The sequence below is a fragment of the Aquiflexum gelatinilyticum genome, assembly GCF_024813435.1.
Classification (GTDB): domain Bacteria; phylum Bacteroidota; class Bacteroidia; order Cytophagales; family Cyclobacteriaceae; genus Cognataquiflexum; species Cognataquiflexum gelatinilyticum.
Map to the genome: position 1 here is coordinate 151,899 of NZ_JANAEZ010000003.1, position 13,766 is coordinate 165,664.

Genomic DNA, 13,766 nt, shown 5'->3' on the forward strand with positions numbered 1-13,766 from the left:
TTAAAATGATTTAGGTTTTTTGGTAGCATTCATCGGAAAACTTCCATATTCTGAGAGTGACAGGTTGCCTGTTAGTCTATCCCCGTTTACTTCACCGCTTACATTTACAACCAAAGACATTCCTCCTGCCGCAACATCAAAAGAAAAAGACAAATTGCTGCCTGAAAGAGTAATATTTTTCATTTCGGAACTGGCTTTTCCACTACCACCTGGATTGTCGTACGTGATGGTTCCTTTGAAGGAGTCTCCTTCTTTTTTGATTTCCAAAGTGCCTGAAGAACTTCCTGCCGGAGTATCTGAGGTATATTCCCAAAATCCATCAATCGCCATAGCTCCATTATTGCCGTTCTTGTCGCCATTCCCGTTTTTCTTTGCTTTTACTTCGTAATCGAATATATAGCCGTCAGCTACCACATGCTTAATCTGTGTTTCTTCGTCCAACAACGGAGCCGTTAAAATGATCATATTCGCCAGTTTGCCTTTTTCCAAAGTCCCTGCATATTTTTGGATGCCTAAGATGGTAGCTGTGTTGATAGTAAGTGCCGCCAAGGCAGCATTTTCTGATAAGCCATTTTCTACCATCAGTCTAAGGTTTTTGAAAGTATCTCCGCTTTTCGATCCTGAAGATGTAAATCCAAAAGGTATTCCTGCTGACTCCAAGTATGATGCCTGCTTCAATTGGCTTTGGTATGCCTCTTGAATTCTCTTGGTTCTAGCCTGCATTTCCTCAGACAATTCTTCCATCTTGGCTTTTGTTACCTTATCATCAGGCAATTTGAGAGAGAGCAATACTTGGGCGTTTGAACTTTTGATTTCATTGATGACTTTTTCAAAATTTGAACCTCCCAATAAAACCAGCCTGAATCCATTTTCTTTTTGCAATGAAAGGGCTCTTCTGATTTCAATGTCATCGGATACTTCAAACAAAACCGGGATGTTTTTATCAACTACCGGATATAAAGCCTCATAGGTCTTGTTAATTTCAGGTCTGTTAAGTCCGGAATTGGAAGCAAAAAGTTTACTGTGTCTGGAAGCCAACTCTGTATTTTTGTACACATCCCTGAATTTTGCCATGATACCGAGTGGTGTTCCCGGGTAGACCCTTGAGCTTCCTCTTGCTCCTTGGAATTTTACTGATAAGGCAGAATTTTGTGATAAAATATTGGTGGAGGATTGGTTTCCAAAAACTACTACGGCAGTCTTTCCTGAAATCATTCCACCATCGGGGATTAATTGTGCGATGGTGAAACCACTCTTTCTCCAATCATTAATCTGGTTGTTTTTGTTATCAAAAACGTCAATCACATTTCTCCAAGGAGTAATACCCGCCATTTCGTCAGGAGGATTGGCGGGATTGAAGTTTGCAGGTTTTTCGGGGTCTGCAAATTTTCCAACACCTGCACTACTTGCTCCGTCAATGAATCCCGGATAGATAAATAATGAGTCTGCCAAAATTACCTGTGCCTCTTTTGGTATGGTGATGTTGGTGCCAATAGCCTCAATAAGTCCGTTTTTGATCAAAACCGTACTGTTTGGGATGGTTTTTCCGGGTGATGTTGTGATTGTGGCATTCTTGAAGGCAATGGTTCCTGTTACTCTTTTTTCTCCGCTTGGATCGCTTTGCGCTTTGATATTTTGAAAGGAAAGAAAAAGAGCCAAAACCAATACATGTTTGAATACCTGAATCTTAGGGTTCATAATCATATTGTTTGCTTGAAATGATAGAATTGTTCAGTGAGTAAGCTAACAAAAGAAATTTTTTCAAAAAAAATTTATTTTTTTTAAAACCCTTAAACGGTTAGGAACGGCAAATATTTTTTTATGTAATACATTTTAATCCTATTGTATTTTTTCATAGAATTTTTTCAATTTTTCGAGAGTTTCAAGGCTTGTTTTTTTATTTTTTTTACTTCTATATTTAAATCTCTTATCACCCAAAAGATTGAAAAAAATGAAGAATATCCTAATCATCGAGGACGATAGACTTATATCCAGTCTGTTGAACTTTAGACTTAAAAAAGATGGATACCATGTGACAATGGCTGAGGATGGCTTGTCCGGAATGGATGCCATAGATGCTTCTGAACCGGACTTGATTATCACCGATGTGATGATTCCTTTCAAGACAGGAATTGAAATCATAAACCATGCCCGGAAAGTATATCCTAAAGTGCCTATCATCGTTTTAAGCTCTCTTGGAGAAGAAGAAAGCACTGTGATGGAAGCTTTTAATCTTGGTGTTTCTGATTTTGTCCCAAAACCATTTAATCCAAATGAACTTGCAGTGCGTGTTCGCAGATTAATCAATAACTAAATGGGATGAATGGATCGGGAAAGCGGCATTTGCTGAAATTGTTTCAGCTACTTTTAATTTTGGTTTTTCCGCTTGGGTACCTTCATGCACAGGATTCCTTGAGACTTAAAATAGAATCCAGACTTTTTGAGGTATCACAAGAAATCCCCGGGCTTTCTTTTGTACTTCAGGTTCAAGAAAATGACAAGGACCTATCTGTTTTTGACCTAAATCGATCAGCGGAAAATGGAATTTGGGTTTCTGATACTATCGCAGATTTTAATAGTATCGCCCAACTCAAGGATACCGTGTTTTTGGCTACTGGCCATGAAGGACGGCTTACTTTTTTGATTTTCGGAAAAGAAGCTGAAGCAGAGGCTACGGGTGAATTTTTAGAAAACCTGGTTCGAAATGAACTCTTGCTGAAAAATGATATTTCAAACGCCAATGGCTTTGAGGAAGGAGCACTTTTGGTAATGGCATCCAAAGTTCCTTTTACACCTTATCATAAGATGAAAACCAAGATTTTGAGCGACACCAAAATGTTGCTGTTGGTATCTACTCTTGTTCTTTTTTTGATCGCTTCTGTTATTTTGGTTTCGATCATGTATGTGGTCAAAGTAAAAAAAGGGAAAAGGGATTTACTTACCCAAAAGTTTAAAGAGCTGAGTTTCGAACCTCTTTCAAACCTCCTTTTTGAGCATTCTTTGGAAGAATTGAAAAACTTTGACAAAAAAAAGTTTGAAAGTTTTTTTCCTGTAGACCACCTAAAAAACAATCTTTTCAAGGATGTGATGATCATGGAAATCATCAGCCTTAATAAAAACATGAAAGGTGATTTCAAATCCAAACTCAAAACGATCTACCGTAAACTTGAATTGGATCTTCATTCAATCAAAAAACTTTCTTCTAAAAAATGGGATGTCATTACAGCAGGAATAGTTGAAATCAACGAAATGGATGTGGTGGAGGCAGTAGAGAAAGTCAAGAAATTTGCAGGATCGGAGAATTTCAATGTCAGGTCCAATGCAGTGGCCACCCTACTCAACATTTCCAATGACCCTGAGCTTAAAGTACTCGTAAACCAGGATTATCCGCTTTCCAAGTGGCAGCAAATGGTTTATTTTAGAATCATCAAATTCATAAACAACAGTCAGGAAAAAGTCCGGGTTGATTTTTTGTTTGAATCCAAAAACGAATCCGTACGGATTTTCGGATATAAGCTCGTCAGGTACCTTGGACTTTTTGAATTGCTAGATATCCTTTTAATCAAGTATAAAAATGCCACTATTGCCGAAAAAACAGAAATGATTAAATGTTTTGATGCTTTCAGTTACCAAGATGCCCTTGATCTCCTTCACAGAGATTTATATACCAGTGACAAGGCCTTGTTTTTGGGAATAGTAGGAGTTTTACAAAATATAGGCAATCCGATTTCAGAATCACTTTTGCAGGAAAAACTTAACTCAGGACTGGATTTTGAATCCAAAAAAGCTGTGATGCAAACTCTGAATGCTTTGAATCCTGAGGACTTGGCAAAATGGAATATCCAATCCAAAGATGCCGAAGTCCACCAAATTTATGACCACCTGATAGACCCAGTTCTGATCAATGTATAATTTACTTTTAGACATATTGGTTGATATTTTTGGAATCCTGTTTTTGGTTTACAGTTTTTCGATCATTTTATTTTACTTGACAATGACTGTTCTTTCCGCATTGGAGATGCGTGACCACTTGAAGAAAAACAAGTTTGCTGACTACAGAGACGTCATTACAAGTCCTGTCACACCCGGGATTTCGGTCATTGCCCCTGCATATAATGAGGGACAAAACATTGTTCAGAATGCCAAAAGTCTCCTTACGCTGCATTATGGCAAATATGAGGTGATCATTGTCAATGATGGTTCTAAGGATGATTCCCTTCAAAAAATGATTGAAAGTTTTGATTTGGTAAAAACCAAATATGCTTATTACAAACATGTAGAAACCGGAAACATCAGAGGAGTATATAAATCCACCAATTCATCTTATGCAAAACTTACTCTCGTAGATAAAGAAAACGGGGGCAAAGCAGATGCCTTGAATGCAGGAATCAATATTGCGGCATTCGAAATTCTTGCTTGCATCGATGTAGACTGTATCCTATCAAGTGATTCCCTGACAAGGATGGTGAGACCGTTTATGGAAGAGACCAATAGAAAGGTTATCGCCGTCGGAGGCGTCATTGGTGTTGCAAATAATTGTCAGGTCAAAGACGGAACAGTTACTGAATATCGAGTGCCTGAGACATTGTTGGGAAGATTTCAAGTAATTGAATATTTCCGCGCTTTTTTGATGGGAAGGATGGCTTGGACAAGGATCAATGGGTTGATGCTTATTTCCGGTGCTTTCGGATTTTTTAATAAAGAGTTGGTATTAAAAGTGGGAGGATATTTCCCGAAAACTGTGGGTGAAGACATGGAACTTGTCGTCAGAATGAGGAGGTACATGGAGGAGACGGGTCAAAAATACAAAGTCGGGTTTGTTCCTGACCCCTTGTGCTGGACTGAGGTTCCGGAATCTGAAAACATCCTTTCAAAGCAACGAAACAGGTGGATGCGTGGAACCATAGAAACACTTCAGCTCCATAAAAAGATAAAACTGAATCCTAAATATGGGGTATTGGGATTGGTGTCCTATCCTTATTGGTCAATCTTTGAAAAGGCAGGTCCAATCATCGAAATGGCAGGATTTTTATATACGGCATTGATGATTTTCAAAGGAGATATCAGCGCATTGTATTTTATCGGTCTTTTTGTTTTGATGTATGTCTTTTCGGTCATGATATCCTCATTCAGTATTTTGTATGAAGGAGTGGCTTATAATAACTATAAAGACAAAGCGGATCTAAACAAGCTAATGAGGACTGTTTTATTGGAGCCATTTCTGATCCATCCCAAAATTGTACTTTGGGGTCTAAAAGGTCATTGGCACTTTATCAAAGGCAAAGGCGGATGGGGAGAAATGATCAGGACAGGATTCAAAAAAGCCGAGGATAAGAAAAAAATAAATTCACCCATACAGCTACAATAAGCAGGTTATGAGAAATTTCAAAACATTACTTTTTTATGGTTTCCTCTTTTTGGCTTTGTCAATATCCAATGCAGGATGGGCACAGGAGTCATTTGATCCGGACCAACTTTTTCTTGATGCCCGAAAACTTATTTTGGATGGAAAAAGAGATGAAGGCAGGGAAATCTTGTACAAAGTTCTAAAAAAGTATCCTGAATACGGTGATGTTTTGATTTTGATGGGAAGGTCATTTGCCTGGGACGGAAAATACGATTCGGCTGCCATTTATTTTGAAAGGGCACTTGTTTCGAGTCCGACCTACGAAGACGCATATATTGCCTATATCGATGATTTGTTTTGGAGTGAAAATTATGAGAAGGCAGATTCGGTGGTCCGGTTGGGTTTGGAAAAAATCGGACCCCAATCTATGGATTTGAAATACAGGTCTTCACGGGTGCTTTACTACAAGGAGGATTACAAAACAGCTTTGAAAATTGCAAATGAAGTATTTGCCAAAGCTCCTAAAACGGAGGGATTGCTTGGATACATCGAAACGCTGAGAAGAAAGACCCGAATCAATGCAGTAGGCACCACTTATGATTACGATTACTTTTATGGAGAACTTACCCCTTGGAATACTTACTCTGTGTATGGACGAACCCATACTGATTTTACAGGATCTCTGATTGCTAGGGTTACCCATTCCGAGAGATTTGATGGTAGAGGAACCCAAGCTGAATTAGATGCATTTCCATCCTTGGGCAAAAACAAATACGGCTATTTCAATGTCGGTTATTCCCAATCTTCTTTTTTCCCAAAATTCAGATTCGGCACTAGCGTTTTTTGGAACCTTCCAAAAGCATACGAATTGGAAGCAGGTTACCGATTGCTTCAATTTTCAGATGTCACACACATCATAACCGGTTCTGCAGGGAAATACATCAGTAATTGGTGGCTCAATCTCAGGTTAAATTTCATTCCTGGTAAGGATGGTTCTTCTACAAGTGCCAACTTTCAGACCCGATATTATTTCAATGGTCCTGAAGATTTCTTCAGCTTACAATTGTCCACCGGAGTATCCCCTGACGAGGAAACAAGAGACTTTCAGTCACAATTGCTCAATTCTTATAGAGCTAGATTTGGATACCAACACCTTTGGACATCCAGATGGATGGGTTTTGGGTTTGTAGGCTATTCAAGAGATGAAATATCCGAAAATCAGTTTCGGAACAACCTCAATGTTTCATTAGGTACTGAATTCAGATTTTGATGGGGAATTTTTTAAACAAACATTTACCGATCGAATTCCGCGTTTTTTTTCGTGGGGTTTTGGTAGTGGTATTTGTTTTCATTTTGATTCCACTGACAAGTCTTTTGATTTGGCATCTGATTCCATCTGCTTCATTGGGTGTTGTGGTCATTGACAAAACGGTTTCCACTCAAAACTTCCAAGAGCATCAATCCCTTCATTGGCTACTCAACCATTTTAAATTCACCAAAAGTGACGGTAGTATTTTTGACGAGTCAAAAGACTATTTTGGTTTTTTTCCCGGAGATAAAAAAGACCAATTCGAAATTGCCGACTTGTCAGGTCAGACCGATTCTCAAAAGCAACAAATCCTTAAAAATTCCCAACTAGTTTATTTTTCGGATACCTATGGGGTTTATGAAAACGATCTAAAACAAGAGCCTTCGTTGACTCCTTCTAAGAAAATTTATGGAGGAATGGACACCTTCGATCTGAGTTTTATGAAGCAAGCCTACCAAGAGGAAATTGACATCATCGGCGAGTTTAATACCATTGCCAGTCCCACAAAAAAAGAAGTAAGAAAAGAATTTGAAGAGTTTGCAGGCATCAAATGGACCGGTTGGATTGCAAGGTATTTTGATGAACTTGATACGGTGTTGAATGAGGAACTTCCGCCTTGGCTTGTAGCTAGCTACAAGAAGCAGCATCAGGAGGTATGGGACTTTTCAGGTCCCGCTATGGTTTTTTTGCATGAAAATGGACAGATCGAAATCCTCAGAGACAAAATTGAAATAAAAAATACAGTCCCTAACATCATTTCCAGCCCAAAAAGCCAGGATACTTATGGGATACCTGAGATAGTAAAATATCCCTATTGGATCGACATTATTTTTGTTAGCAGGGAATTTGAGGTGATTTCCTATTACGACCTTGCCCCGACAGATGCAGGTGTCGCAAAACTCAGTGAATTGGGTCTTCCAAGATACTTTCCCGCTGTAGTTATGAAGAAAAACGGTACAGGTAAATTCTACTATTTCAGTGGGGACTTTGCTGATAACCCCGTATCAGGAAGTTCATATAATTTTTATGGAATAGAAAAACTCTGGAGGATGTTTTTGCACTCAGAGGATTATTCCCAGCGAAATAGTTTTTTTTGGAATTATTATTATCCTTTGATGGGAAGTATTCTGAAAGATACTTATCAGAGAAATGAACTCAAGAAGCAAAAAAATTAATTCTTTGGAATATACACAGCCAAGGAATCAGGAATAATCCTGTTGTTACCCGTGGCATACCTGTTGGAGTTTTTATAAGTTTCGAATTCAGATTGTAATTTTTCTTTCATTGATACATCTGTTACAGGTTCTAATCCCATATTGTCAAAAAGCCGATAAAGTTGGTTGTCAGCAAGAACGTATTCCCCACTGATGTAGTCGACCAACTGGTTTTTATTCCTCATCAAAGGATTGGATATCTTCGATTGAAATACGGATGAAGTGTCCATGACATATCCTTTCCAAGCCACTTTTGAAGGTAAATCCAAATCAAACCTATTTCCCAACAGACTGAGTAGTGTGGGAGTGATTTCAAAGTGACTGGTCACGCCGTGCATTCTTTTGGAAGTATTGAGCTTTGGCGAAAAAACCATAATCGGCACATGAAACCTGTCAATAGTCGTCGCAAGTGGAATCTCGGGAAGTCTATGGTCTCCCGTGATGATAAAAATTGTGTTCTGATAATTTGGCAGTTTTTGATAATCCTCAAAAAACTCCTTGATAGCTTCATCCACGTAGAGTATACTCGAATACATATTTTTATACTTGGTATATTCAGCCACTTTGGAAGGAGATATTTTTAGCTCATTCTTGATGTAATCCTCAAACATCGCAAAATATTTTTCTTCATCAGGAATAAGAAATGGGTCATGTGAAGTCTGGGTCTGAAATATGCTGATTTGTGGCTGATTCTGGCTGACAGGCAGTTTTCTCATGCCATTCTCAAACATCGCTTTGTCAGGATATCCCCAAGAAAAGCCGGACTTGGAAGGCGTTTCCTCAAAATCCGGATCAAAAGAAGTCATGTCCAAAATCCGATCAACTTGTTGGTATTGAAGGAAAAAATTAACATTGTCAAAATTTTTGTCTGCTCCGATATGGTAATTGACATAATAACCATTGGTTTTGAGCAATGAGAGGATGGTATGGTGAAGCGGCAGGTTAGGCGCCTGATCCATGAATCCTTTTTGGGCAAAAGGCAAGGAACCAAATATTCCTGTCAATACTCCAAAAGTCCTTCCAGTAGTCGACAATCCATTTTTCCAATACAATGAATGATCACTTAAAGAGTCCAAAAATGGTGTAAAACTTTCCAAATAAGCATCCTCCCCTGAATAAGCTTTTCCTAGCCCTTCTACTATCACAAATACAATATCAGGCAAGCTATCAAACTCATCAAAATAGGGTCCCAATACATCTGGGTAATTATTGCTGTGCAAGAACGGATATTCTGTTTCGGTCAGGTCCTTGGATACGAGTACTCCCTCAGAAGTGTTGGAGGCAAGGAAAAAGTCAAAATACATGTAATCATTGGAAGTGAAGTAATTGTAGGATTGGTCATAAAAATAGGATGATTTATTGGCCAAAAGGTTACTTTCAAGTTCAATGGGGCGCTCCTTTTGGGCATTTTTCATCAGGTCTGTTCCTAAGAGGTAAGCGTAGCAAATTACCGTCAAGACCATCGCTGAATTGAATCCCATAGGAACCCACTTTCCCAATCCAAGGACAATATAAACCAAGACCAGAATAAAAACGATCCCAAAGACATTGATCAAATTCAGTTCACCTGATGCTTTGATGGTAAGAAAAATATCATTGAGAGAATAGGCATAAAGATCTGTTCCAAGTGGAAGAAGCATTTTGGTAAAATAAAAAAGAAGTCCTCCCTGAAGTACTATGAGAAGAGTCAGGGTAATTTTGATTAAATCCCTAGTAGCCACAGGATAAATCGAGCTCAAAATTGTATTCAAAATCAAGAGGAAACCAAGCGTGTAAAATGCCCACTCCAGGTCATAAACCCATCCTATCAGGGTTATTTGGGTTTTTGAATACGCCAGACTGTGTAAATTGAATACAACAAAAACCTCTACCAAACGAAGCAGTATAAATATCAACAGAAAAGGAATTGCCAATTTCCAAAAGTTGATAAAGCTTTGTTTGAGATTAAGCAAAAAATTGGATCTGATCTGGGCCTGCGGGGAAGACATACTTAATTTAGGGAATACTTAATTTTTAGGGTATGACTACAAATATAAATTTTCTAAAATTCATATCTTGCGCAAATAATAAAAATCTATGAAGAATAAGGGAGCTTTGCTCAAAGAGCTTTTTACAAACCTTTCTACTACCGGTGCGGTTACTTTTAGTTCTAAACCCTTGGTAAATAAAATGTTGTCTTATGCTAATTTCCGGGGAGCAAAGCTTATCGTGGAATTGGGAGGTGGGGATGGTAGCATTACGCAGGGAATTGTGGATCGCATGGATTCCGATGCGGTTTTGTTGGTTTTTGAAATTAACAAATCTTTTTGCGAGAATATGGAAAAGATTTTTCCGCAAAAAAACATCAAAATTATCTGCGATTCAGCTGAAAATATGGATAAATACTTAGGAGGAAAAAAGGCGGATTTGATCCTGTCCTCGCTTCCATTGACCTTGATCCCAAAACCTTCCCGCGAAGAAATTTACAGAAAGTGCAAGGAAAACATCGTTGAAAATGGGAAATTGATTCAGATATGCTACTCTTATTTGCTCAAATTCCAGTTTGGAAAATACTTTGAAGAAATCAAGAGTCACCTGATGTTCAAGAATTTTCCTCCGACATTTATCCTTGTCTGTGAGCAGTAATAAATACCTTTTGAGATTCTAACTGGAGCCTATTTCTTTTTCATTTTGAAAAGAATTAGGCTTTTATTTTTTCTTTTCCGATAAGGATTGTTTTTTTAGTCTCATTGGGCAATATTGAATTGTTACTTGATTGCGGAGCTCAAGAAAATCAAGGTGTTGATTATGGCAAATTTTCCCGATTCTGAAAACCCGAATATTCTGACCCTAGCCATCATGGAAATGTGCAGGGTCAGAAAGGGGCAAGAATTCAGGCCTGAAGATGTGGTAAAATGGCTCTTTCCCGAATCTTGGGAATATTTTGTGGAGGATGTCCATGCCGCAATGGATGATCTTCAAAAGAAGGGGAAAATCGAGGTCTTGGAAAATGGGGAACCGGTTTGTTCCCAGGGGTTTGCTAATGCTGATTTAAGAATAAGGTCGAAAAGTTAAACTTCATCTTCCTACTTGGTGTTTATACTCCAAAATCAAATTCAAATGAAATTTATACCCTTTGTTTTCGGCTTCAGCATTTTGGCAACCATTTCTTGTGCTCAAACTCCTACTAAAAACGAAAAAACTATGCAAAAACTACCCACAACCTCATTGAACATACCTGAAGGAAAAGAAGCGGCCATTTTGGGAGGCGGATGTTTTTGGTGTACTGAAGCGATTTATCAGGATTTGATAGGTGTTGAAAAAGTCGTATCAGGATATAGCGGAGGCCATATTGATAAGCCTTCATACCGACAGGTGACTTCCGGAACCACGGGGCATGCTGAAGTGATCCAGGTAGTATTTGACCCCAAAGTGATCTCTTTCGAAGAAATATTGGAAATATTTTGGGCTACCCATGATCCGACCACTTTAAACAGACAAGGCGCTGATGTCGGACCGCAATACCGCTCCGCAGTTTTTTATCTCTCTGCGGAACAAAAGGAAAAAGCTGAATTCTTCAAAAAGAAATTGGATGAATCCGAGGCATTCAACAGACCAATTGTCACCGAAATAACTGAATTCAGCAACTTCTATAGTGCAGAAGATTACCATCAGAATTATTTCAAGGAAAACGGAGGACAGCCTTATTGCCAGTTTGTAATCCGTCCAAAAATGGAAAAGTTCAAAAAAGCCTTTGCTGAAAAACTGAAGTAATTGATTGGCATTAAATTTTGGATTAGATTTTCCTCCTATTTAGTTTTGGTAAAACAATATACATTATGAAAAAGACCTTGATTTATTTCCTGATGATCGCTTCGGCTGGATTTTCATGTCAGCAAAGAGGAACTGAAGATTCTGAATCGCTCACCGAAACCTCAAAGTCAGAAACTGCTGCGGGCAAATTTGGAGCCGACATCAATGACTCCGGTGTTGTGACTTTGGCTGAATTAGTCGCTGAACTTGAAAGCAAAGACGAATTTTCAGGAAAAGTTGTGGGTGAAATCAAAGAAGTATGTTCCAAAAAAGGATGTTGGATGACGATTGACCTGCCTAACGGACAAAGCATGAGGGTCACTTTCAAAGATTATGGTTTTTTTGTTCCTCTTAATTCAAGCGGATATCCCGTTGTCATAGAAGGAATCGCTACCAAGAAAGTGACTGATGTAGAAACCCTCAGACACTACGCGGAAGATGCGGGCAAATCCAAAGAAGAAATTGAAAAAATAACTGAATCAAAGAACGAATATGCATTTGAAGCAGTTGGAGTCATTATCAAGGAGAATGCTTAAAAATTGTTTGGTTATTTTCCTTTTGGTAGGTATTGTTTTTTCCTGCAAACAAAAAGAACAGGAAAAAACAACTCCAGTTCTGTATCCCAACCAAGATGCACCTTTAGCCTTGTTGATGCGGGAAATGTACCTCGATATGGAGGAAATGAAGATGTCATTGGAAAAAAAAGAAGACATCAAATCCTACCTCGAGAAGCATAAGGCTATACTTACTGCCAAAGCCACAGATCCCAAAGTGAAAGATGCCAAGTTTGATCAAATGGCAATAGGATATCTTGAATCACTGAGGCAGATGGATCTTGGACCATATGAATTAAAAGAGTCAAAGTATAAGATCATTTACAGTTATTGTTTGGCTTGCCATGAGAAATATTGCCCAGGCCCGATCAAAAAAATCACAAACCTTCAAATTGATTAAGTATCATGGCAATAGCATTGGATAATCTTAGAGTAGGAAGAGTTTATGCATTTACCAATATGGGAGAAAAAAGGAAACTGGAGATTTTGGCCAGGTTATCAGGAGATAACTTCAAGGTTAAAGATATGGATACCACAGAAGTCTATACCATTGAGGAACTGCTGCGATGGGGAAGAGGTAAGGATTATGAGCTTGATGAATGGATGGAGGAATAATACAAAGGCTTTGGTAATCCCAAAGCCTTTTTTATTGGAACTAGTGACCCGGTTCATAAATAATTCTGAGAAATGTACTTAATCCACTTGTTTCCCTATTGATTGGAATACCTGAAACAATCCCGATCAGGAAATTTTCAGCAAATCCAACACGCATCTGGGGCCTTAGTACAGTTGTTAATTTTCCGCTTTGAATTTCCTGGTTGATTTCTACTCCTATAAAATTCCTTGTTCCCGAAAGCATGTAATGAAAGCTAGTGTTGATGTCATATCTTGCTTCCTTCTTTCCTTCAAATTCGTTTGTGATTTTTGGACCGGTATAGACCAAAGTGTGGAAATTTCTTCCCCATCGTTTGGCCGCAACAAGAAATGGATTAAAAATATTTCCTTTATATAAATTTTCCTCACCCCATTTATTGAGATCTGCCAATTTGAATTCGTGCAAATAGCCTAAAGCGAGGGTGGTTTTTGCTTTTTCTGATACAAGGAACGACCATTGTGAAGCCAATTTCAGAGATTCAAGCCTATTGGATGGCTTTTCGATATTAGACGATAATTGGTTTGTTTTTGAAAAGAAAGTGGCAGGAAGTTCTATTTCCAATCCTAGTCTGTCAATAACTGCCCATTCGTATTCAATAAGCGCTTCAAATTCGTCAAAGCCCCTTTTATCCGTCATTCCCATTCCAATATTCCATTCTTTTTCACCTTTTCTAGCCCCCAAATCACGGATCAAGTCAATGTAAAGCGGTTCGGCGTGTAGGACTTTTGGTTTTTCGTTAGGTTTGAGTTCCTCTGTTTCGGCTAAAAAAAGACTATCGAGGATGATGTTTTCTCTTCTCAGACTATCTGATTTGATTTCTTGGCTATATGAATATTGGACAGTCCAAAATAGGATTGCCACAATGAAATATTTTTTTTTCATTTTGAATATTTTT

The 13,766-nt window shown here is 38.4% G+C and carries 14 protein-coding genes; 11 read left to right on the forward strand and 3 right to left on the reverse strand.

The window, feature by feature from the left end:
- Positions 1-1,698 (reverse strand): amidohydrolase family protein, encoded by a 1,698-nt coding sequence (locus NK987_RS08580; protein WP_338021197.1) that lies wholly within the window; start codon positions 1,696-1,698, stop codon positions 1-3.
- Positions 1,699-1,951: 253 nt separating this feature from the next.
- On the opposite strand from NK987_RS08580, the gene NK987_RS08585 reads away from it, so the two are divergent.
- Genes NK987_RS08585 through NK987_RS08605 form a run of 5 tightly spaced genes read left to right on the forward strand, consistent with a single transcriptional unit; the run spans position 1,952 to position 7,831 of the window.
- The gene (locus NK987_RS08585; RefSeq protein ID WP_259263514.1) at positions 1,952-2,314 is read left to right on the forward strand and encodes a response regulator transcription factor; all 363 of its coding nucleotides are present in this window, start codon (positions 1,952-1,954) and stop codon (positions 2,312-2,314) included.
- A 5-nt stretch (positions 2,315-2,319) separates the two neighbouring features.
- A complete protein-coding gene (locus NK987_RS08590; RefSeq protein WP_259263515.1) occupies positions 2,320-3,912 on the forward strand; it encodes a hypothetical protein in 1,593 nt (530 codons plus the stop codon).
- Complete coding sequence (locus NK987_RS08595; protein ID WP_259263516.1) at positions 3,905-5,368, forward strand: glycosyltransferase family 2 protein; 1,464 nt, start codon at positions 3,905-3,907, stop codon at positions 5,366-5,368. Before NK987_RS08590 ends, NK987_RS08595 begins: the two co-directional genes overlap by 8 nt.
- 7 nt (positions 5,369-5,375) lie before the next feature.
- Positions 5,376-6,617: a YaiO family outer membrane beta-barrel protein gene (locus NK987_RS08600; protein ID WP_259263517.1), complete on the forward strand. Its 1,242-nt coding sequence runs from the start codon at positions 5,376-5,378 to the stop codon at positions 6,615-6,617.
- Positions 6,617-7,831: a hypothetical protein gene (locus NK987_RS08605; RefSeq protein ID WP_259263518.1), complete on the forward strand. Its 1,215-nt coding sequence runs from the start codon at positions 6,617-6,619 to the stop codon at positions 7,829-7,831. The genes NK987_RS08600 and NK987_RS08605 overlap by 1 nt, the downstream gene beginning before the upstream one ends.
- Here the strand turns inward: NK987_RS08605 and NK987_RS08610 are convergent.
- Positions 7,828-9,858: an LTA synthase family protein gene (locus tag NK987_RS08610; RefSeq protein WP_259263519.1), complete on the reverse strand. Its 2,031-nt coding sequence runs from the start codon at positions 9,856-9,858 to the stop codon at positions 7,828-7,830. The genes NK987_RS08605 and NK987_RS08610 overlap by 4 nt on opposite strands.
- Positions 9,859-9,946: 88 nt before the next feature.
- Here NK987_RS08610 and NK987_RS08615 point away from each other — a divergent pair, with 88 nt between their 5' ends.
- The 6 genes from NK987_RS08615 to NK987_RS08640 all read left to right on the forward strand — a co-directional run bounded on the left by NK987_RS08615 (position 9,947) and on the right by NK987_RS08640 (position 12,831).
- Positions 9,947-10,495, forward strand: a complete 549-nt coding sequence (locus tag NK987_RS08615; RefSeq protein WP_258422613.1) for a class I SAM-dependent methyltransferase — start codon at positions 9,947-9,949, stop codon at positions 10,493-10,495.
- Positions 10,496-10,657: 162 nt separating this feature from the next.
- Complete coding sequence (locus NK987_RS08620; RefSeq protein ID WP_259263520.1) at positions 10,658-10,924, forward strand: DUF3253 domain-containing protein; 267 nt, start codon at positions 10,658-10,660, stop codon at positions 10,922-10,924.
- Positions 10,925-11,053: 129 nt separating this feature from the next.
- A complete protein-coding gene (gene msrA, locus NK987_RS08625; RefSeq protein ID WP_258422615.1) occupies positions 11,054-11,623 on the forward strand; it encodes a peptide-methionine (S)-S-oxide reductase MsrA in 570 nt (189 codons plus the stop codon).
- 65 nt (positions 11,624-11,688) lie between these two features.
- Positions 11,689-12,198, forward strand: coding sequence for a DUF4920 domain-containing protein (locus NK987_RS08630; protein ID WP_258422616.1), 510 nt, complete (start codon positions 11,689-11,691; stop codon positions 12,196-12,198).
- Positions 12,191-12,616, forward strand: a complete 426-nt coding sequence (locus NK987_RS08635) for a hypothetical protein (RefSeq protein WP_258422617.1) — start codon at positions 12,191-12,193, stop codon at positions 12,614-12,616. Before NK987_RS08630 ends, NK987_RS08635 begins: the two co-directional genes overlap by 8 nt.
- 5 nt (positions 12,617-12,621) lie before the next feature.
- Entirely contained in the window at positions 12,622-12,831 is a 210-nt protein-coding gene (locus tag NK987_RS08640; protein ID WP_258422618.1) for a hypothetical protein, read from the forward strand.
- 40 nt (positions 12,832-12,871) lie between these two features.
- Here the strand turns inward: NK987_RS08640 and NK987_RS08645 are convergent, their stop codons facing one another.
- Positions 12,872-13,753 carry an HAEPLYID family protein gene (locus NK987_RS08645; RefSeq protein WP_259263521.1) on the reverse strand — a complete coding sequence of 294 codons (882 nt, stop codon included), beginning with the start codon at positions 13,751-13,753 and terminating at the stop codon, positions 12,872-12,874.
- Positions 13,754-13,766 lie beyond the last annotated feature (13 nt).

Excerpts from the sequence above, each read along its gene's own strand:
- NK987_RS08580 (WP_338021197.1), bottom strand. The coding sequence starts at position 1,698 with ATGAACCCTAAGATTCAGGTATTCAAACATGTATTGGTTTTGGCTCTT.
- NK987_RS08585 (WP_259263514.1), top strand. The coding sequence starts at position 1,952 with ATGAAGAATATCCTAATCATCGAGGACGATAGACTTATATCCAGTCTG.
- NK987_RS08590 (WP_259263515.1), top strand. The coding sequence starts at position 2,320 with ATGAATGGATCGGGAAAGCGGCATTTGCTGAAATTGTTTCAGCTACTT.
- NK987_RS08595 (WP_259263516.1), top strand. The coding sequence starts at position 3,905 with ATGTATAATTTACTTTTAGACATATTGGTTGATATTTTTGGAATCCTG.
- NK987_RS08600 (WP_259263517.1), top strand. The coding sequence starts at position 5,376 with ATGAGAAATTTCAAAACATTACTTTTTTATGGTTTCCTCTTTTTGGCT.
- NK987_RS08605 (WP_259263518.1), top strand. The coding sequence starts at position 6,617 with ATGGGGAATTTTTTAAACAAACATTTACCGATCGAATTCCGCGTTTTT.
- NK987_RS08610 (WP_259263519.1), bottom strand. The coding sequence starts at position 9,858 with ATGTCTTCCCCGCAGGCCCAGATCAGATCCAATTTTTTGCTTAATCTC.
- NK987_RS08615 (WP_258422613.1), top strand. The coding sequence starts at position 9,947 with ATGAAGAATAAGGGAGCTTTGCTCAAAGAGCTTTTTACAAACCTTTCT.
- NK987_RS08620 (WP_259263520.1), top strand. The coding sequence starts at position 10,658 with ATGGCAAATTTTCCCGATTCTGAAAACCCGAATATTCTGACCCTAGCC.
- msrA (WP_258422615.1), top strand. The coding sequence starts at position 11,054 with ATGCAAAAACTACCCACAACCTCATTGAACATACCTGAAGGAAAAGAA.
- NK987_RS08630 (WP_258422616.1), top strand. The coding sequence starts at position 11,689 with ATGAAAAAGACCTTGATTTATTTCCTGATGATCGCTTCGGCTGGATTT.
- NK987_RS08635 (WP_258422617.1), top strand. The coding sequence starts at position 12,191 with ATGCTTAAAAATTGTTTGGTTATTTTCCTTTTGGTAGGTATTGTTTTT.
- NK987_RS08640 (WP_258422618.1), top strand. The coding sequence starts at position 12,622 with ATGGCAATAGCATTGGATAATCTTAGAGTAGGAAGAGTTTATGCATTT.
- NK987_RS08645 (WP_259263521.1), bottom strand. The coding sequence starts at position 13,753 with ATGAAAAAAAAATATTTCATTGTGGCAATCCTATTTTGGACTGTCCAA.